Source organism: Clostridia bacterium (genome assembly GCA_014360065.1).
In the GTDB taxonomy this organism is placed as follows: Bacteria; Bacillota; DSM-521; order Neomoorellales; family JACIYF01; genus JACIYF01.
Genome location: JACIYF010000013.1, coordinates 1 through 19,428, shown reverse-complemented (window position 1 = coordinate 19,428; position 19,428 = coordinate 1). Strand labels below are relative to the sequence as shown.

Annotated in this window: 17 protein-coding genes; all 17 read right to left on the bottom strand. The window is 49.1% G+C overall.

Annotated features, from left to right (window positions below):
* Nucleotides 1-18 precede the first annotated feature (18 nt).
* A complete protein-coding gene (locus tag H5U02_03795) occupies nt 19-1,068 on the bottom strand; it encodes a threonine synthase (GenBank protein ID MBC7341561.1) in 1,050 nt (349 codons plus the stop codon).
* Nucleotides 1,065-2,366: a homoserine dehydrogenase gene (locus H5U02_03790; GenBank protein ID MBC7341560.1), complete on the bottom strand. Its 1,302-nt coding sequence runs from the start codon at nt 2,364-2,366 to the stop codon at nt 1,065-1,067. Before H5U02_03790 ends, H5U02_03795 begins: the two co-directional genes overlap by 4 nt.
* Before the next feature lie 143 nt (nt 2,367-2,509).
* On the bottom strand, nt 2,510-3,988 hold the full coding sequence (spoIVA, locus tag H5U02_03785; GenBank protein ID MBC7341559.1) for a stage IV sporulation protein A: 1,479 nt from the start codon (nt 3,986-3,988) through the stop codon (nt 2,510-2,512).
* Between the two features lie 130 nt (nt 3,989-4,118).
* On the bottom strand, nt 4,119-5,126 hold the full coding sequence (locus tag H5U02_03780) for an NAD(P)H-dependent glycerol-3-phosphate dehydrogenase (protein ID MBC7341558.1): 1,008 nt from the start codon (nt 5,124-5,126) through the stop codon (nt 4,119-4,121).
* Between the two features lie 14 nt (nt 5,127-5,140).
* Complete coding sequence (plsY, locus tag H5U02_03775) at nt 5,141-5,737, bottom strand: glycerol-3-phosphate 1-O-acyltransferase PlsY (GenBank protein ID MBC7341557.1); 597 nt, start codon at nt 5,735-5,737, stop codon at nt 5,141-5,143.
* Between the two features lie 38 nt (nt 5,738-5,775).
* Nucleotides 5,776-7,083, bottom strand: a complete 1,308-nt coding sequence (gene der / locus H5U02_03770) for a ribosome biogenesis GTPase Der (protein ID MBC7341556.1) — start codon at nt 7,081-7,083, stop codon at nt 5,776-5,778.
* A gap of 129 nt (nt 7,084-7,212) precedes the next feature.
* A complete protein-coding gene (locus tag H5U02_03765) occupies nt 7,213-8,454 on the bottom strand; it encodes a stage II sporulation protein P (protein MBC7341555.1) in 1,242 nt (413 codons plus the stop codon).
* Between the two features lie 6 nt (nt 8,455-8,460).
* Nucleotides 8,461-9,195 (bottom strand): DUF1614 domain-containing protein, encoded by a 735-nt coding sequence (locus tag H5U02_03760; protein MBC7341554.1) that lies wholly within the window; start codon nt 9,193-9,195, stop codon nt 8,461-8,463.
* 79 nt (nt 9,196-9,274) lie between these two features.
* Complete coding sequence (locus H5U02_03755) at nt 9,275-11,482, bottom strand: bifunctional 4-hydroxy-3-methylbut-2-enyl diphosphate reductase/30S ribosomal protein S1 (protein ID MBC7341553.1); 2,208 nt, start codon at nt 11,480-11,482, stop codon at nt 9,275-9,277.
* A 95-nt stretch (nt 11,483-11,577) separates the two neighbouring features.
* Nucleotides 11,578-12,225 carry a 1-acyl-sn-glycerol-3-phosphate acyltransferase gene (locus tag H5U02_03750; protein MBC7341552.1) on the bottom strand — a complete coding sequence of 216 codons (648 nt, stop codon included), beginning with the start codon at nt 12,223-12,225 and terminating at the stop codon, nt 11,578-11,580.
* 15 nt (nt 12,226-12,240) lie between these two features.
* Nucleotides 12,241-12,912 carry a (d)CMP kinase gene (locus H5U02_03745; protein ID MBC7341551.1) on the bottom strand — a complete coding sequence of 224 codons (672 nt, stop codon included), beginning with the start codon at nt 12,910-12,912 and terminating at the stop codon, nt 12,241-12,243.
* Between the two features lie 34 nt (nt 12,913-12,946).
* The gene (gene aroA / locus H5U02_03740; GenBank protein MBC7341550.1) at nt 12,947-14,230 is read right to left on the bottom strand and encodes a 3-phosphoshikimate 1-carboxyvinyltransferase; all 1,284 of its coding nucleotides are present in this window, start codon (nt 14,228-14,230) and stop codon (nt 12,947-12,949) included.
* A 3-nt stretch (nt 14,231-14,233) separates the two neighbouring features.
* Nucleotides 14,234-16,312: a prephenate dehydratase gene (gene pheA / locus H5U02_03735; protein ID MBC7341549.1), complete on the bottom strand. Its 2,079-nt coding sequence runs from the start codon at nt 16,310-16,312 to the stop codon at nt 14,234-14,236.
* Nucleotides 16,312-17,340 (bottom strand): 3-deoxy-7-phosphoheptulonate synthase, encoded by a 1,029-nt coding sequence (gene aroF / locus H5U02_03730; protein ID MBC7341548.1) that lies wholly within the window; start codon nt 17,338-17,340, stop codon nt 16,312-16,314. The genes pheA and aroF overlap by 1 nt, the downstream gene beginning before the upstream one ends.
* Nucleotides 17,341-17,549: 209 nt before the next feature.
* The gene (gene aroH / locus H5U02_03725; GenBank protein ID MBC7341547.1) at nt 17,550-17,927 is read right to left on the bottom strand and encodes a chorismate mutase; all 378 of its coding nucleotides are present in this window, start codon (nt 17,925-17,927) and stop codon (nt 17,550-17,552) included.
* Nucleotides 17,928-18,036: 109 nt separating this feature from the next.
* On the bottom strand, nt 18,037-18,480 hold the full coding sequence (locus tag H5U02_03720) for a HutP family protein (GenBank protein ID MBC7341546.1): 444 nt from the start codon (nt 18,478-18,480) through the stop codon (nt 18,037-18,039).
* Nucleotides 18,481-18,511: 31 nt separating this feature from the next.
* Nucleotides 18,512-19,279, bottom strand: a complete 768-nt coding sequence (locus tag H5U02_03715; protein ID MBC7341545.1) for a fumarylacetoacetate hydrolase family protein — start codon at nt 19,277-19,279, stop codon at nt 18,512-18,514.
* Nucleotides 19,280-19,428: the final 149 nt, after the last annotated feature.

Here is a 19,428-nt window from a genome sequence, read left to right as displayed (position 1 = left end):
CTTGTCAAGCTCTCAAGCCTAGCTAAAGACAACATCCAGCACTGCTTCCTTGGAGGCAGGGATCACAATAGGCTCGCGCGCCATGGAGATAGCAGTGTCAGGATCCTTGAGGCCGTGGCCAGTAAGAACACAGACTACGTTGTCTAGGCGGCTGAAGAGCCCTTTGGCGGCATGTTTAAGTATACCTGCGACCGGAGCAGCCGAGGCCGGTTCGCAAAAAACCCCACTAGTGGAAGCTAATTTGCGCTGGGCAGCAAGAATTTCAGCATCGGAAACGGTATCAATGAAGCCGCCCGATTCTTGAGCTGCATTAACAGCCCCAGCCCAGCTAGCCGGGTTACCAATGCGAATCGCGGTAGCAACTGTCTGTGGACTCTCAATCGGGTGTCCCAATACGATAGGAGCTGCGCCCTCTGCTTGAAAGCCCAGCATCTTTGGTTTTGCCGCCGTTTTCTTGACAGAAAAATACTCTTTGAACCCTTTCCAATAAGCAGTTATGTTGCCCGCGTTGCCAACCGGCAACGCCAGATAATCAGGACAGCCGCCTAACTGGTCACAAACCTCGAAAGCTGCTGTTTTTTGACCTTCTAGTCGATAGGGGTTAAGGGAATTCACTAAGGTAATTGGATAATTAGAGGTAACATCTTTAACCAGTTTGAGGGCATCATCAAAGTTGCCCTGGACAGCAACCACCTGAGCCCCGTAGATTAAAGCTTGAGCCAATTTACCCATAGCAATTTTACCCTCAGGAATGAGAACAGTGCACTTCAAATTGCACAGGGCTCCATAAGCGGCAGCGGCAGCGGCAGTATTGCCAGTCGAAGCACACATTATGGCTTTGGAACCACTTTCTAGGGCTTTGGCCACTGCCATTACCATGCCCCTATCCTTAAAAGACCCAGTTGGATTCATACCCTCAAACTTTAAGTAAACATTGCATCCTACTTCTTTAGACAAGGCTTCTGATTTTATCAGTGGCGTACCGCCTTCTTTAAGGGTGATAAGAGGGGTAGAATCAGTAATTGGCAAGTATTCGCGAAAGGCTGTAAGGACTCCTGGCCAATTCATGCGTTTTCTCCTTCCTCAACTCTTATTACGTTGTCGATAGAGCTAATTGTGGGAAGCTTCTCGATCACCCTGAGAGCCTCTCTAATGTTGGCCTCGCATACTTTATGCGTTACCAGGACGATTTCCGCCAGACTACCCCGGGTTCGCTTTTGAATCACCGAAGCTAGGCTCACTTTTTGGTTACCAAATACCCCAGCAATACCCGCTAGTACCCCTGGCTGATCTGTGACCGTCAAACGTAGATAGTATTTGGTCTCAATTTCTTCGATTGCCTTGACCCGTTTATTGTTAAAGCAGGTGCAGCTTATCCGTCCCTTGACTCCATGAACTATGTCTCTAGCTGCCATGATGATATCCCCAACCACTGCGCTAGCAGTAGGAAACCGACCCGCTCCTTTTCCATAAAACATAGCCGGTCCCACGGCATCACCTTCAACAAAAATGGCGTTGTACTCATCATTTATACTGGCTAGCGGATGGTTTACGGGAATAAGTACAGGGTGCACCCTAGCCTCAATTTCACCCTCTACTTCCCTAGCAATCGCCAACAGCTTGATGGTATACCCCAATTCATGAGCATAGGCGATATCTTCCGGAGTAACTCGAGTGATACCCTCAGCATATACCTGTTCGTAAGTTACCCTGGATGAAAAGCCAATAGAAGCCAGGATGGCCAACTTTCTAGCCGCATCGCGTCCCTCTACATCAGCCTCGGGATTGCTCTCAGCATATCCTAATTTTTGAGCTTCTTTGAGGGCTTGTCCATAATCTTTTCCCTCTCGGCTCATTTGGGTAAGGATATAGTTAGTAGTTCCGTTTACTATCCCCATAATAGACTTAATGCGATTACCAGCTAGGCTCTCTTTTAAAGCATGAATGATTGGTATGCCGCCACCGACGCTAGCTTCAAATAGGATGTCAGCCCCATGGAGCTGCGAAGCATCAAATAGCTCCTTGCCATAACTAGCCATTATATCCTTATTGGCTGTCACCACAGTTTTTCCCGCCTTGAGGGCAGCCAGGATGTATTCCTTGGAAGGGGTTATGCCACCCATTACTTCTACCACAACATCAATAGACGGGTCCTCAAGAATATTTGCCGGGTCAGTAGTCAGAATGGAGAAGGCACTTGAAGCAGGACGGGGTTTCTCCAAAGTGCTTACTAGGATGCGTTTGACCTCTATCCTCCGGCCCACCTTCATGGCTATGATTTCACTGTTGTCCTGCAGTAACTGAAAAACCCCTGAACCTACGGTGCCAAAGCCTAAAAGGCCAATATAAATTGTTTCTTTAGCCAATACGTAGACCTCCTTGTTCAGCCATCCGTATGCTATTCGACTATTAATACCCTTATCCTTCACTGTATCAAAAAAAATCCCCTATGATAAAGGGGAAATGGCAGGTAAATGCTAGTAGCCCAGGGCTATGAACCAGGTCTCTCTTAGATAATTATACAGATCAATCCCCCACTTCCCTCATTTACTATACGTTGCAGGGTCTCCTGGAGCTTTACTTGCGCGTGTTCTGGCATTCTGTAGAGCTTGCCCTGAATACCCTCCCTGATGAGGTCGTGAAGGGGTTTGCCGAATATGTTCGTGTTCCAGATTTTTTGGGGGTTTTCTTCAAACTCATCCAGCATATACTGCACCAATTCTTCGCACTGCTTTTCGGTGCCAATGATAGGCGTGATCTCGGTAGCGATATTGGCTTTAATGAAGTGATATGAAGGTGCACTGGCCTTCAATCGAACCCCGAAGCGGCTACCTTGCCGAATTAATTCCGGTTCTTCCAATTCAATTTCATCTAAAGCTGGTGATACCATCCCATACCCTGTGGCTTTCACTTCTTGCAACCCATACGCTACCTTATCATATTCCCGTTTGACCTCGCTAAGGTCTCTTAGGAGGCGTACGATATCATGCTGCCCCTCTACTAAGAAGCCGCTCACATCTTTGATTGCTTCATAGTACAATTTTTCCTGGATGCTCATGTCGATAGTGGCTGAACCGCTGCCAAGCTTCATTTCTCGTAAGGCAACCTTATCAACGAAATCATGGGCAGACAAGCTGGAAACAACGTGGTCTATTTCTCTGAGGCGTCTTACTTCTTGGACAGCCTCACTCACTGCATTTTCACAGCGAGACCTTAACCAATGATCAGCAGGCAACTCCTCTACCCACTTAGGAAATTCAACATTCACTTCAGTTACCGGAAACTCATACAAAACCTCTTCCAGGACATTTAGGAAATCATCCTCGTCCATCTGGGCACAATTAACCGCCAAGACCGGTACATTATATTTGACTTCCAGTTCCTGGCCAAGTTGCATGGTATCTTCATGGAAAGGATGAGCGGAGTTTAATAGGACGACAAACGGTTTTTGTAGCTCTTTGAGTTCCCAGACCACCCTTTCTTCTGCATCCACATAATTTTCGCGAGGTATTTCGGTGATGCTTCCATCGGTAGTCACTACAATTCCAATGGTGGAATGATCAGCTATTACTTTTCTGGTGCCAATCTCAGCTGCTTCCTGAAAAGGGATTTCATTTTCAAACCACGGTGTCCGAACCATCCGGGGACCAAGTTCGTCCGCATACCCAGTTGCTCCTTCTACCGAGTAACCGACGCAATCCACCACTCGCACGCGCATTTTCAGGCCTTCCTTAACCACGATCTCTACAGCTTCATTAGGTATGAACTTAGGCTCGGTGGTCATAATGGTTCGCCCAGCTCCGCCTTGAGGTAGTTCATCTTTAGCCCTATCGCGCTCGTGCGGGTTTTCTATATTGGGTATTACTAGTAACTCCATAAAGCGCCGAATGAAAGTTGACTTTCCTGAACGTACCGGCCCAACTACACCTAAGTAAATGTCGCCACCGGTACGTTCAGCGATATCCTGAAAAATATCATACGGTTCCATTGATCTCGACTTCCCTCCTCTCTCCTTGCCGTGAGTGAATTACCCCGTATAGCTTGGTTTCAGTCGGGTTAGATTAGCAATATATTTATATGAAAGCATACCGGCATTATTACTCTAAAGCGCATCCAGGCTAGAAAAACTCACCTTTTTTGGGTCTGCCCATGAGTAAGGCCAAACTGCGTTCGGGCTTCTGGTTTTCAAAAATGATCCTGTGGACCTGTTCAGTGATAGGCATATCGACACCGTACTCTTGAGCCATTTTCCAAGCTGCCGAGGTAGCGGGAATGCCCTCAATAACCATAGGGCTCGCATCCAGTATCGCCTGTAATGGTTTTCCTTGCCCCAAAGCTATCCCGGCTCGTCGGTTACGGCTATGCGGGCTAGTGCAAGTCGCTACCAAATCTCCCAAGCCTGCTAGCCCGGCAAATGTTGCAGGATTGGCGCCTAAGGCTACACCTAACCTAGCCATTTCTGCTAAACCCCTAGTTATCAAGGCTGCCTTACTATTGTCACCCAATCCCAAGCCTTCCAATATCCCGGCACCTAGGGCGATGACGTTTTTTAGGGCTCCGGCAACTTCTACTCCAGTTAAATCGGGATTCGTATATATCCGGAAAAAGGGGGCCATAAGCACATCTTGGGCTAGTTCAACCGAGGACCAGCCTGTTCCGCTAACCACAGCAGCAGTGAACATGTGTCGAGAGACTTCTTCTGCATGGGTAGGGCCGGATAAGGCAACAATACGATCCTCATATGCTGAGCCTAACTCTGCCGCAATGACCTGGCTCAGCCGGCATAGGCTATCTGGTTCCAATCCTTTAGCAGCATTTACTATGATTTGGTTTCTGTGAACTAAGGTGCTAATTCGCCGAGCTATGGAGCGAACTCCCATGGAAGGAACTGCCAGGATTAATACATCGCAGCCGTAAACGGCACGTTCTAGATCACTAGTTATTTGAATGCTGTTGGGCAAACGGATACCAGGCAAGTAGTCCTGATTTTCACGTACAGACGCGAGTCTATCCGCAAAGCTTGGCCGGCGCGCCCACAACGTCACCTTGTACTTCTTCTCAGCTAACAGAAGCGCAAGCGCCGTTCCCCATCCCCCTGCCCCCAGAACAGCAATCGACCTTTGCATGGCTTCCCCTCTCGCTAGTTGCTTTTCCCGACCCGATCCCCTAACTTATACTCAGTTCCTGCCAACAGCCTCTTTAGGTTTGGCCGGTGACGCCAAACTATGACTAAAGCCAGTAGTATTGTTACCAGAACAAACTGCCAAGGCTGGTGCAGCAATAACATTACGATGGGAGCACTGCAGGCAGCAACAATAGATCCAAGAGAAACGTACCTAGTTGTCAATACGACCACAATCCATACTGAAAAGCAGATCAGGGTAACAAGCGGAGCCAGAGCAATCAACATTCCTGCCCCTGTCGCCACTCCCCTTCCACCTCGGAACTTCAAAAAGATGGGCCAGTTGTGCCCAATAACTGCTAGGATCCCGGCTAAAACCGCTAAGGTTGGTCCACCTACCCGGCTCCCCAGTAAGACAGGAATAACCCCTTTAGCCACATCGCCGAAAAGGACAACCAACCCTGGACCCGCGCCCAGAACTCGAAAAGCGTTGGTGGTGCCTATGTTGCCACTACCAAATTTGCGAATGTCAGTTCCCAGGTAACGGCCGACTAGATAGCCAAATGGAACGGCACCAAGTATGTAACTGAAGATTAAACACAATGACCAGCTCATGGTTTCATCCTTTCTAACGCATAGGTTACCACAACTGGCTAACTTTGGGCCCGAAATTCAAACCAAATGGGACTACCTATAAACCCAAATTCCTTACGCAACTGATTTTCCAAGTAACGACGGTAGGCAAGTGGGATTCCCTGTGGGTAATTGGCAAAAAACAAAAACCGGGGTGGCGATGTACCGACCTGAGACGCATACAGTAGCCGGACCTTCTTTCCTCGGTAAAGGGGTAAGGCTTTGCGAGATACAGCTTCCCGAAGGACAGAATTCAGTGCTGGCGTAGGTATAGATTTGCGCCACTGGGAATATACCATGTCCACGTTTTTAAGGATGCTAGCGATGCCGAAACCGGTCCGTGCCGAGGTTAGGATTATGGGAATAAAGCGTAACAGAGAAGGGGGAAAGGTTTTAACTACCTGGGGATCCAGCAAATCGCATTTGTTTGCAGCCAACACTATCCCTTTACCAGCACGTTGGGCGATGTAGTTGATCAACCGATTGTCTTGGCTAGTTATGCCTTCCTGGGCATCAGCAACCATGACTACTACATCCGAACGCTTAATGGAGGTAAATGAGCGCATGGAACTATATTGTTCTAAACCAGGTCTTACTCGGGTTTTCCTGCGAATACCTGCCGTATCAACAAAACGGTAGGTCTTGTCATTCACTCTGACTAGAGTATCAATAGCATCTCTGGTTGTGCCAGGAAGATCGCTGACTATCGCCCGTTCTTCACCTACAAGCCGATTAAAGAGGGAAGATTTGCCGACATTGGGTCGGCCAATTAAAGCAACTTTGACAGCTTCCTCCCTCGCTATACCCCCTTCCTCTTCTCCCTGGTTTTGCTTTAAGCAGTCCACCAATTTGTCGCAAAGATACCCGACATTCAATCCGTACAATCCAGATACAGGAATAGGCTCCCCCAACCCCAGCTGATAGAAATCATAAGCCAAGTGAAAATCATCAACGCTATCGAGCTTGTTGACAACGACCAGGACTGGCTTGTTTGAACTACGTAGTTCCTCGGCCAATCGCCAATCACCAAGGGTCGGTCCGTGCGTGCCTTCTACCACCAGTAGAATTAGATCGGCTTCTTCTACGGCCTTTCTACTCTGTTCTTCTACCAGCGTTCTTAGAGGATCATCCGACGGGGCTAAATCCAAACCCCCGGTATCAACTAGGGTAAATCTAAACCCTTTGTGCTCAATGCTGTGATAGATGCGGTCTCTGGTGACTCCGGGTTCATCGTTAACCAGAGCTAGTCTTTTTCCTGCCAGACGATTTAGTATGGTGGACTTGCCTACGTTTGGACGACCCACAATTGCGACAACCGGCTGCTTCATGCCTTCCCCTCGCTCCGACCTGCACATCGAGGTATACCCACTGACATTATATCAATGTATCAATAACTTTTTTATCAAAGGAATACACCAGGAGGGTTGAAAGCGCCAAGAGCCTCAGGCGTGAACGAGCTATTTGCGATGGTTTTTAGGGTCAAGAATCAGCCGTTGGTTGACTTGGTTTTTTGCATCTTTCGCGGGTTTTGGCTTCGGATAATAATGTCGTCCGCTGGCAATTGGCTTGCAAATGAGGTGAGGTTTAGGCAACGGTTTACGGCTAACCGCCATTAAATTTGCCCACTCTACGGAAAAGAACTGGCGCAGCTTTTGCCACCCTAGGCGCCAGCTTCCAGTGCTGACCAGCAAGAAAGCTAGGCTTCCCACAATAAGAGCGGCGATGATAGCTATCACACTACCCCAATCGCTCCTACTCTGTGCTGACTGTAGCTGGGGTAATGCTCTAGTTGTAGCCGGGCCAGCTCCCAGAACAGCTGCCAAAGCTTCCCCGAAGAAGGCGGCGCCAGTTTGTGCCCTGTCGCGGCTGTTGGTATAGGTTCCCACCTCGATAAGGATAGAACGAGGAGATAAATCCTGGTTGTAACTGCCCTGCCCCAAAAAGATACCGCGGATTAATCCTGGGTATCGCTCATCCATGTAAGCCTTGATCTGTTTGGCAAAGGCCAAATTGGCCTCCATGTTTTGATTTTGCCGTCCCACCACCAGCCGGATTTTTGTTGCCGCTTGGCCTCGTATGTTAGTACGGTAAAACTCTGCATCCGGTACCCCATCTCGGTGAACGTCAATAAGAGCCGAAGGTCCTTGGGTCAATAGTTGAAAGGCTGTACGCCTTGAGCGCCTGTAGGCGTCGGAATCGTGTGGTTCATGAGGCCTAGTATCGTGAGCCACCTTGATACCTTGGCTCATTAAGGTCTGGGCAAGAACATCGCCTACCTTAATGATACCACCGTCAGCAGGTATACTTTCGCTGCCATCAGTAGGAACATAGGACTCGTCGCTATGAGTGTGATATATGGCCACTAATTTGCGAGACTGCCCTCCAACCGGGGTATTGGCAGCGGCCAGGCTTGGCGTCAGCTGTTCCTCGTAGCCAACTAGCTCGCATTGAGCTACGTCTCCAGTTATTCTTTTAATGCGGTACCTATAGTTGTTCTCAGCTATCAGCTCGTCCCCAGCATATACGTACCTAGCAGTTTTATCAAGCACTTCTCCGTCTGGACCTATAACTGTAAAATAGCCCTCGGAACGTTCAGATTCGTAGCGACCAACTGTCCAAAGGCCTAGGTCCTGAAAGTTAAACAACCCAACGCCAAAGGCAAGAAGTCCAATTGTTAAAGCAAGGTAAGTTTTGGCCACTCCTACTTACCCCCGTCTTATAGGTTTGCTGTTAAGGCTAGGGTTGTTATGGGTACTAGTAGTTGGTTTTTTTGAAGGTACGTTTAAGGGAAGGCGCTCGTAACGTGCCCAATTTCCTCTTTGGAGTCTCTCCCTTAGTTCTCCAGCAGTCTCAGCCAACAAGACAGAAATGACACCAGCAATTACTATGGCATCAAATGCTCCAGCTCCACCTATGGCAACTACCCCAGGCAATCCAGAGCGCAAAAGCCAACCCAGATTAAATATGTCCAGCAAAAGGACGCCGATGGTGGCGGCAACGAACGCAGCTCTCCGAGAACGCCCCAATAGGAAAGCTACTACGCCGGCAATTATCGGGTCAGCCAGCACCGGATCAATCCCCGCTATCGCGCCGTGCCAAGGGTCAGGCAAAAGGACGTACCGGTTCAATACCCACAGACCAACACTTGTTCCTGCTGTAGCCACGAGAGCACGTGCTGCTTCCCAGCGACTGCCAGCAGTGGCCACGAGAAAGACAGCTACTCCAACAGGTATAATTGCCCCTCCTAGGTTGATTTCCATGCGAAGATTCCTGAAGCCAAGAGGGAGATTGATGAAACTGCCAATCGCCATTAATCCCAATACCCACAAAGCCTGTCGGTCGGTTAAGCGCATACGATCTAGAACCCTATGGGCTAAACCGAGGTAAATCAAAATTGATATGGCAATAAGCGTAGCTGCCCCTACGGGCATTCCGAACATGGTTTGGCCTCCTAAAATAAGTAAGCCGGGTACCCCTTACCTGTAGAGTACCCGGCCTAGGAGCTGCCTATGCGCCCAGTCAATGCCCGCTGTTTTGTTCAAATAAGTCGCCAAAAAGCTCTCCCAATCTAACCCCGCCCTCATTGGTATTGTGGTTGGCGGGAGTATTCATCGCAGCTTCACGTTCCTCTGTAGCCTTTTCTGGCAAGGCTCTACCGGCTTCCCGGAGGCTCAGGCTCATTCTTTGCGCCTTAGAGTCTACGCTCAGAACCTTAACGGAAACGACATCGCCTACCGAGACTACATCTTCGGTTTTAGCCACATGAAAGTCCGCCAACTGAGAAATATGCACTAGACCTTCAATCCCCGGCTCAACTTCCACAAAAGCCCCAAAGGAGGCTGTACGCAATACCTTTCCGTTTACAATCGATCCTACGGGGTAACGTTCTTCAGCAGTATCCCAGGGGTTTGGTTGCAAATATTTCATTCCCAGAGATATTCTTCCTCGTTCGCGGTCAACCTCGAGAACTTTTACATCAACCTCCTGACCCTCATGGAGAAGGTCGGAAGGATGCTCAACTCTTCCCCAAGACATTTCCGATACGTGAAGCAAACCATCGACTGCCCCTATGTCTATGAAAGCTCCAAAATTAGTCAGGCGCCTGACTACCCCGTGGCGGATCTGGCCCTCGGCGAGGGAATCCCAAGTTTCCTTACGCCTTTCGGCAAACTCTTCTTCCAGTACTGCTTTTTGGGATAGTACCGCCTTGTTCTTTCGGCGGTCTACCTCAATTACTTTCAGCCGCAACTTTTTACCAAGATACGAGTTTAGGTCTTCCACATAGCCCCGCTCCACTAGTGATGCAGGAACAAACCCTTTAATCCCCACATCCACTAGAAGTCCGCCTTTCACTACTTCAATCACTGGAGCTTCGAGCCGAGTTTGATTCTTGAAAGCCTCCTCAAGTTTTTCCCATGCTACTTCTCGGTCAGCCCGTTTCTTAGAAAGAATCGGGTGGCCCTCTTCATTTTCAACCTTAAGAACGTATACCGCAATCGAGTCTCCGACTTGTACTACCTCGCGAGGACTAACTTGTCCCCTAGCGCTTAGCTCAGAAAGCGGTATTATCCCCTCAGATTTACCGCCCACGTCAACCAAAACTTCGTTTTCATTAATTTGTACCACAGTACCAGTGACTATCTCGCCCCTACGGATTTCCTTCACGCCTTCTGCCAGTTGGGCTTCCATCTGGTCTTGGTTCTCTAACTGTTCCTGGGCAGCGCCCTCTCCTTTTTCTTCGTTGTCAACTGTATCATTGCTTGATGCCTGTTTTTCAGGCTCACCAACTAGAGAGTCATCGCAAGAAGTTGGAGGTGAACATGCACTAACTGGTTCCGCGGCCAAACCGGCGCTACCCTGGTGCTCCCCACCTGCCTCAAAGATGTTTTCTTGGTTAAGTTCTGACATGCGAGTTACTACCTCCTCAATAATCCATTCTGGTGTTGAAGCGCCGGCTGTCACTCCAACCCGATTAAGTCCTTTAAACCACTGGCCACGAAGCTCCTGGGCAGATTCAACGTGGTACGTGGGTACGCCTGCTTGTAAACAGATGCGAGCCAGTTGGGTAGTATTGGAGCTTTGATGCCCCCCAACCACAACCATAGCCTCGACTCGTCTGGCCAGTTCCCTAGCTGCCTTCTGGCGACGCCATGTAGCTTCGCAAATGGTATTATAAACTAATAAGTAGTCTACCTTTCGCCTAATTTGTTCAACCACCGCTGCAAAGACATCTATGCTTTCGGTAGTCTGCGCTATAATAGCCGCCTTTTCCAAGTGCGGCAGATTGTCAGTCTCTCGTTGGTTTTCAATTATGATAGCTTGGCCATTGGCCCAGCCAATCAAAGCTTGAACCTCAGGGTGGGATAAGCTTCCTACTATAAGTACGGGATAACCTCTATTGGCTAAGCTGCTAGCAAGCTTTTGGCCTTTTTTAACCCTTGGACAGGTAGCATCAATAACTTCCAAACCCCGCCTCTCGGCCTCAAAAAAAACTAATGGTGAAACCCCGTGGGCGCGAATAACTACTCGTCCCCCTGACAGCTCATCAATACTGTCACGAGGCTCGAGCCCTTTCTGCCTTAGGAACTCCACCATCTGCTGATTGTGCACTAATGGCCCTAAAGAATATATGGGCTTGTCGCTAGTACTTATTGCATTTTCCGCCAATTGGACTGCTCGCTTAACTCCGTAGCAAAAACCGGAACCACGTGCCACTATAACCTGCAATTTGAAGCCTCCAGCAACTTCTACTGTCGTTTCGAAAAAACAGGTACACTTAATGTGAATGTTTCGTTATGAAATTGAGGATTCCTGCAAGCCTTCTACTTAGAGTCAGAAAATGTACCAACATTAGCCGACTTTTCACTTGGCTTTAGACCGATTAACGAACTTACGGCTTGTTCCATGTATTGAACAGCTGTGGCTAGTTCACCTGCTGATGGTTTCCTGCCAACAATATCGGGTAGCTTCACAGGGGGTCCTATTCGGACAGTAAAAGGCCTAAACCAACCTCGGTAAAAGATCCTCCGGCTTCCATTAATGCCAACTGGTATTACCGGTGCTTTGGTCTTAAGGGCCAGTAAAGCTACTCCGGACTGAAACGGCAGTAACAGGTCTTGGCTCCGGTTTCGCTTCCCCTCTGGAAACATTCCTACTACCTTGCCCTGCAATAACAACCTCAGCGCTGTTTTGATAGCCCCAAGGTCGCCTCGAGATCGATCAACCGAAAAAGCCCCCAAGGCAACCAAAATCCACCTGAAAACGGGTACCCTAAAGAGCTCCTCCTTTGCCATAAAATGTACCTGGCGGTCTAAGGCCACCCCCACAACGATAGGATCCCAGTTGCTGACATGATTAGCAACGATAATAACTGGCCCTTGGGTAGGAAGGTTTTCCTTTCCCTCAACTGTCCAGTGGCATAGATAGCGAAAAACTAAACTAAATAGCCACCTTGCAAAGCGATAAAACAATGCTTTACCTCGCTTTCAGGTACATACATGCGAAACCATAACCTCGACTACTTGACCAATATCCAAGTTTGTAGAATCGATTAACACAGCTGTAGGAGCCCGAACCAAAGGATCTAGGAAACGCAGTGAATCAGAGAGATCCCTTGCTATCACTTGTTTCTTTACTGCCCACAAGGATACAGGCTCCCCCGTTCCGCGTAACTCTTTATACCTTCTTTCAGCTCTTATTATAACTGATGCAGTTAAAAAAAACTTGAAGCGCGCCTCGGGCAGCACCCTTGTGCCTACATCTCGCCCATCCATAACCACATCCATCTGGCTGGCTATATCCCTTTGTAAGCGCTGGAGGCGTCGTCGTACCGACGCCATTCTGGCTATTAACGATACGTTTCCAGATACCAATGGCGAGCGGATCTGGTCTGTCACTTCATAACCATCGCAAAATATGCGTGTATTTGCTCCACAATTGGAAGGCTTAATCTCCAGCTCAGTTTCGGCTGCCATGGTTTCGATGCTTTCCTCGTCATCAATTCTTACTCCTATGCTTAGGGCTTTGTAAGTAAGAGCCCTATACATAGCTCCTGTGTCTACGTAAACGTACCCAACTTGTTTAGCCAAAAGCTTGGCAGCCGTGCTCTTTCCAGCCCCAGCTGGACCATCAATGGCAATGCTATTCTTGAACGACATAGACATCTCCTTACAATGGGAAAACTCTGCATCACTATCGAAGAGACTCCAAAGTACAAAAGAAGTCTGGAAAAGATATATCCACAGCCTCAGCGCCTTCAATAATTACGGGCGATTCGCAGGCTATGCCGGCAATCGCCAAAGCCATCGCTATTCGGTGATCACCAAAGCTGCGCACCCTCCCGCCGCGTAACCGGGGGACACCCTCGATGATGAGTCCATCATCTAGTTCTTGGATTTTGGCCCCCAGCCGCGAGAGTTCTGAACTAATAGCAGCCAAGCGATCGCTCTCTTTTACCCGTAGCTCTGAAGCCCCCCGAATAGTAGTAGTACCACTAGCCAAACAAGCGGCTACAGCAATAACTGGCAACTCATCAATTAGATCAGGCACCATTTCGGAAGTAATGTTTACCGCTCTCAACGTACTAGAGCGCACTACAACGTCACTGGTGGGTTCTAATTTCTCGCAACGATTAAACAACTCAATATCAGCACCCATTGATTGCAGAATGCGTAAAATGCCTGTCCGGCTGGGGTTGACCCCCACATCTCTGACTATAATCTCACTTTTGGGGACCAGACAACCTGCAACCAAGAAAAAAGCGGCTGAAGATATATCACCAGGAACTTCCACTTTTTGCCCTTGCAAGCGGCAACCACCAACCACGGCTATGGAGTTACCCTTTTGCTCCACTTGAGCTCCAAAAGCTTGCAGTAGGCGCTCTGTGTGATCGCGAGTAGAAGCCGGTTGTTGGACCTCGGTGCTGCCCGAAGAATACAACCCCGCAAGCAGCAATGCCGATTTTGTCTGGGCACTAGCAACCCGAAGGCGGTGCTTAATACCATGCAGCCGAGTACCTTCGATGGATACGGGAAGCCATTTTCCGCCCTCTCTGCCTTGCAGCCGGGCACCCATGGCCCGTAGCGGAATTGTTACTCTATCCATGGGTCGACGGCGCAAGGAGTTGTCTCCTGTTATCACAGAAAAAAACCTCTGTCCTGACAGAAGCCCCAGCAATAGCCGAGCAGTAGTGCCAGAATTACCAGCATCTAGGACATCCTGGGGTTCTTCGAGACCTTCCAATCCCTTTCCTTCAATAGTAACCTTTTGGTGTCTTGGATCGTAATCAATTGAGGCACCTAATTGGCGCATGCAAGTAAGGGTGGCTAGGCAATCTTGGGCATGTAAAAAGCCCGTGATTTCTGTTTTTCCCTCTGCAATGGAGCCTATTATGACGGCCCTATGCGAGATTGACTTATCGCCTGGGACCATAATTGTCCCTCGTAACTTGCGGGCTGGTTGGACAACTATATCCAAAAGTCATGCTCCTTTCTTCTCTCGACAACGAGCTCGGACGCCACCAGCCTTGAGAATTGCCTCGGCCTGCTCTGCTTCTTCAGCTTTGGCAAAACTTAGCCTCAACGACCCTGCTTCTCCCTCACGCACAGTCAATACCTGGATATCCGCAATATTGATTCCATGTTGACCTAATAGGGTGCCAATTAGCCCTATCCAACCAGGTTTATCTGGCACCTCAGCAATTACATCAAATTGTTGAGGAAGAAGACCGCGTAATCGGCGCGGAATGCTAGCACGTAGGTGCCGGGCTTGGGCCAACCAATCACAAAGGTGCTGGCGGCAATATTCGCCCTCGGCAGACAACAGCCATCCTCGGACTCGATCGAGGTTTTGGCAGAAATGTTCCAAAGCCTCTAGCACATATTCGCGGTTCTCCAAAATAATTCCTGCCCAAAGTTCCGGATCGCTTGAGGCCACCCTGGTAGTATCCCGGAAGCCTCCAGATGCTAGGGCTATGGCATTGGAACCCGAGTCTTGTCTACCCCCAGCGGTATTTACTAAGGCACTGGCAACCACATGAGGTAGGTGGCTTATGCTAGCAACAATCCGATCGTGCTCCCCTGGAGACATAAATAAAACTCTAGCTCCAATGGATTGGATCATCGATGTGAGCTTTTCAATGGCCCAGAGTGGACTGTCGGAATAAGGTGTTAAAATATAGGCAGCGTTTTCAAAGAGGTAGCGATCGGCAGCCCCTATGCCCTTTTGCTCAGATCCGGCCAAAGGGTGTCCCCCGATAAAAGGAACAGCATTTGAGGATAATGTTCGAGCGAAACTTACTATCCCCTCTTTACAGCTGGCAACATCAGTTACAAGGCAACCGTTAGATACAAATTGGTAAAGCCAGGACAGGGTTTTTCTTACCTCAGAGATTGGGACGGCAAGGAACACAGTATCTACACCTTTTAAGATTTCCTCTGCTTCATCTAGTAGATACCCCCTATGTATTGCCTGCCGCTTCAATGCTTGCTCCACTGCCCTGGCATCCCTGTCTATACCGATAACCTCCCGAATGCATGGCTGTTCCATGAGGGCTAGGCCCAGCGATCCACCAATTAATCCTAGCCCAATGATAGCTATTTTGGCGGCAACTCTGCCAGCTTCAGTTTGAGCCTTACCCAAAGGCTCGGGAGCATGAGTAGGTGGTCCGAGGGCAGACATTCTGGCCGGGCTACCCTGCCAGCGAAAGCAAGGATATGATCCCAAGACTCGCAAATAGGTAACTTGACCTTGTACCTCTTTTAAAACTTCGGACACTACTGGATCTTCTCGATGGCCTACAAAATCGAGCAGGAAATAGTATTTTCCGATGCCAACTCTGGCCGGTCTAGACTCAATTCGAGTTAGGTTGATACCGGCTTTAGCGAATATTTCCAGTACCAGGTAAAGTGAACCGGGAAAGTCCTCTAAGGAAAAAAGGATGGAGGTTTTATCGTCCCCGGTCGGTGTAGGACATTCCAGGCCAACCACCCCAAACCTGGTCTGATTAAGTGGATAATCTTGGATCTTATAAGCCAGAATGTCTAAACCATAGACCCTGGCCGCCCACGGTGAACAAATTGCTGCTAGGTCAGCACCTCCGCTAGCTACCAGGCTAGCTGCTTCAGCCGTACTGGGAGCGTATCTAATTTCAGCTCCGGGAAGTCGCCGCTGGATGTATCCTTTGCACTGAGCCAGTGCCTGTGGGTGCGAATACAGCGTGGTTATGCCTCGGAATTGATCGGATGAATCGCTACTGTGCTGTTTAACCGCAAGGCAATGATCTACATCAACAATGACTTCTCCCTCTAGCTTTATCTCTGGGTGTTTCATGATACAATCGGTGGTTACGTTAATTGAGCCTTCAATGGAGTTTTCCAAAGGAATAATGCCCTTTTCTAGGTCTCCGCTGGCTACTGCTTCAACTATCTCGTCAATGCTACTCAAGGGAACTAGCCGCCACCCGTGGCTTTTTCTAGCTTGTGCCTTGATGAAAAGGTGAGCGGCTTCCTCAGAAAATGTGCCCGGCGGCCCAAGGTAGCCTAAGGTCCGACCATGCATTATTTCACTCTCTCCCTCCATCTTTTTCCAACCGCGCTAGCAACATCCCTTACCTTTACCATGAGATCTTGGAAGTGCTTCGGGGTAAGAGATTGGGGTCCATCCGACCATGCAGTCTCTGGGCTGGGATGAACCTCTATGAGCAGCCCATCTGCTCCGGCAGCTATGGCAGCCAGGGCCATAGGAGTCACCAACCGCCAATTGCCGGTAGCATGACTAGGGTCGACAACAACTGGAAGATGAGTGAGTTGCTTGGCCAAGGCAACAGCGCTCAAGTCCAGAGTATTCCGCGTATAGTTTTCGAAAGTACGGATCCCTCGCTCGCATAGAATCACGTTATTGTTACCCTCGCTCATCACATATTCAGCAGCCAGTATCCATTCTTCTATAGTAGCCGATGGGCCACGTTTCAAAAGAACCGGGTGCCTCTGCTGGCCAAGCTCTCGAAGTAAAAAGAAGTTTTGCATGTTGCGGGCACCAACCTGCAGGATATCAGCATATTCGCCTACCAATTCCACATCGCGGGCATCCATAACCTCGGTCACGATCAACAACCCCGTCTCTTCGCGAACCCTCTTGAGAATAGTCAAGCCCTCTTTCCCGAGCCCCTGGAAGGAATAAGGCGAGGTACGTGGCTTAAAGGCTCCACCACGAAACAATTTAGCTCCCGCAGCCTTGACTGCCATTGCTGCTTCCATAGCCAGCTCCTCAGTCTCAATGGCACATGGTCCAGCGATGACTTCTATCACGCCCCCTCCAAATTGGGCCGTTCCTAGCGAGATTATCGTGTCCTCAGGCTTAAACTCACGAGCAGCCAGTTTAAACGGTTTTAATATAGGTACGATTTTCTCTACTCCCGGCATAGCTTCAAGTGATTGGCCGGCCAAGCGAGTCTTATCGCCAATGGCACCTATGATGGTTCGTTCTACACCCTCCGATACATGCACCCGAAATCCTTCTTTAAGAAGCCTAGCCTTCACTGCCTCAACTTGGCCAGCGGTAGCCCTTGGTTCCATTACTACGATCATACTTACCCCTCCATTTACACCTTCATGAGACTCATTGCCTAAATGGATAGACAAAAATCCCTCCCGCAAGGGAGGGCATTTAGCCATGCCACATTAGCCTTTAGCCCTTCCGTTCTGCCAACCTGCCTCACTGCGACTTGACTCTAACTTAGCCAAGGTTGCTACCAGTCTAACCGTTAGCAAACCTGGTGCCGCCCTACTACACCCTACTACCCTACTACCGTACTGCCATTCGACAAATCTGGCCGCAAGTGTCTGGCTCGACCTAAATAAACATGGATCATTTCCCGTTGCTGCTTAGAGGTATTCACATGCAAGACTACCCTTATGATTCTAGGGGGGCTTCCTGGTACAGACATTTCTACTGCCCCCATAAGGGGAACCTGGGAAAAACCAAGTTTTCTGGCAGCAGCTGCAGGAAAACCAGCGTTTAGATCTGGGGTAGTAGTGAAAAAAACGCTGGCAACATCGTCTATGTTTATTTGATTGGCCTTTATAATCGCTGTTAGCAACTGTTCGCTTGCAGCCTCAATCGCTTCTTTGGTATTAGCCTCAACCCCGATAGCGCCCTTAATGCCACGAAGCAAGCGATTCTCCTCCGTAAAAACGCATTTTCTCCAGGTCCAGCTTCCAGCCCCAACGCTTCACCAAGATTTAGCAGCCTAACGCCTTCAACGTACGAGGCCTCATTCCCAATTACGGCCCAGCTGCATGGTTGGCCAGTAAAGCAGCTGCACGATGTCCCAGCCCGATAGCCACCTCATCTAAATGTAACAAACCGATGCCAAAGAATATGGCTACGCTAATATGGTCTCCTTGCCGCGCAATGCCAATTTTGCCGCCAACGTTTAGCCCTAGTGCTTTAGGCATTACCTGGCTTAAAGCCTCCCTGGTTGCGCCAGCCACAGCTCCCTCGTCAGCGTGAGTCTCCCGTATCACTCCTTCCCGCTTAGCAGCCACTACAGCCCGCTCCACAATCTTACTGGCTGAGTTGATGAAGTCGCCCCCATAATCAACAGCTGCTACTTTAAACCCCTGCCCATGAAACCTGGATTTCAACCGGTTTTCCTCTTCACGGCTTTCACTGATAGCCATTTGTATTGCTATGCTAGCCACTTTTCGGCTGCCGGATAGCGTCATTTTCGGTTCCTCCAGATGGACTTTTCTCCGACTAACCAACATCGGGAACTACTCGGTTGGTAAGCTCCCCAAGACCTTCGATTTCTATGGTAACCTCGTCTCCTGGCCTTAAGGTCCCAACCCCAGGGGGAGTACCAGTTAGAATGACATCCCCTGGCTCCAGCGTCATTACCTGGGATAAAAAGCTCACCAAGAAGTTGACCCCAAAAATCATCTCTCGGGTAGAAGAGTCCTGCCTCACCTCGCCGTTGACTTTACTTTTAATGGCTAGATCAGAGGGATCAATTGTGCTATTGATCCAAGGACCAATGGGTGCAAAGGTGTCAAACGATTTGCCTAAAGTCCACTGTCCCCCGTCCCTAAATTGCCAATCTCGAGCGGAAACATCGTTAGCGCACGTATAACCTAAGATAAAGTCCCTGGCTTTCTCTTGGCTAACCCGTTTAGCCTGCTTACCAATCACTATTGCTAGTTCAGCTTCATATTCGACTTTCCTGCTGTTGCGGGGATAAATAATATCCTGCTTGGGTCCAATTAAAGCCGAAGGCGCTTTTAAAAAAACCACTGGTTCTTTAGGTATCTCTAGGTTGGATTCACGGGCGTGATCGGCGTAATTGAGCCCAATGGCAATGATTTTAGTGGGTACGCAAGGGCAGAGCAACTGGGTTGTCCCTAAAGTAAAAGTTTCTTCGGTAGTATCAAACCCCTGGTACGGGTCTCCCTTTACTCGCCGGATAGTTTGCCCTTCTAAGAGCCCATAAGAAACTTGGTCCTTGGCTACAAATCTAACCCAGATCAATGAAAGCCCTCCTTGATGAGCTTGGTAGCCGCGGCAAAGCCGCGGCTACCTTTCGACGCATTAACCAATTCGCGGCTTGCTACCCAGTTTCTATTTCTTAAGCCATGTCATCATATTTCTCAGTTCTGCTCCCACTTTTTCAATCAAGT

Excerpts from the sequence above, each read along its gene's own strand:
- aroF (MBC7341548.1), bottom strand. The coding sequence starts at position 17,340 with ATGATCGTAGTAATGGAACCAAGGGCTACCGCTGGCCAAGTTGAGGCA.
- pheA (MBC7341549.1), bottom strand. The coding sequence starts at position 16,312 with ATGCATGGTCGGACCTTAGGCTACCTTGGGCCGCCGGGCACATTTTCT.
- plsY (MBC7341557.1), bottom strand. The coding sequence starts at position 5,737 with ATGAGCTGGTCATTGTGTTTAATCTTCAGTTACATACTTGGTGCCGTT.
- spoIVA (MBC7341559.1), bottom strand. The coding sequence starts at position 3,988 with ATGGAACCGTATGATATTTTTCAGGATATCGCTGAACGTACCGGTGGC.
- H5U02_03795 (MBC7341561.1), bottom strand. The coding sequence starts at position 1,068 with ATGAATTGGCCAGGAGTCCTTACAGCCTTTCGCGAATACTTGCCAATT.
- H5U02_03760 (MBC7341554.1), bottom strand. The coding sequence starts at position 9,195 with ATGTTCGGAATGCCCGTAGGGGCAGCTACGCTTATTGCCATATCAATT.
- H5U02_03780 (MBC7341558.1), bottom strand. The coding sequence starts at position 5,126 with ATGCAAAGGTCGATTGCTGTTCTGGGGGCAGGGGGATGGGGAACGGCG.
- der (MBC7341556.1), bottom strand. The coding sequence starts at position 7,083 with ATGAAGCAGCCGGTTGTCGCAATTGTGGGTCGTCCAAACGTAGGCAAG.
- H5U02_03720 (MBC7341546.1), bottom strand. The coding sequence starts at position 18,480 with ATGACGCTATCCGGCAGCCGAAAAGTGGCTAGCATAGCAATACAAATG.
- H5U02_03745 (MBC7341551.1), bottom strand. The coding sequence starts at position 12,912 with ATGTCGTTCAAGAATAGCATTGCCATTGATGGTCCAGCTGGGGCTGGA.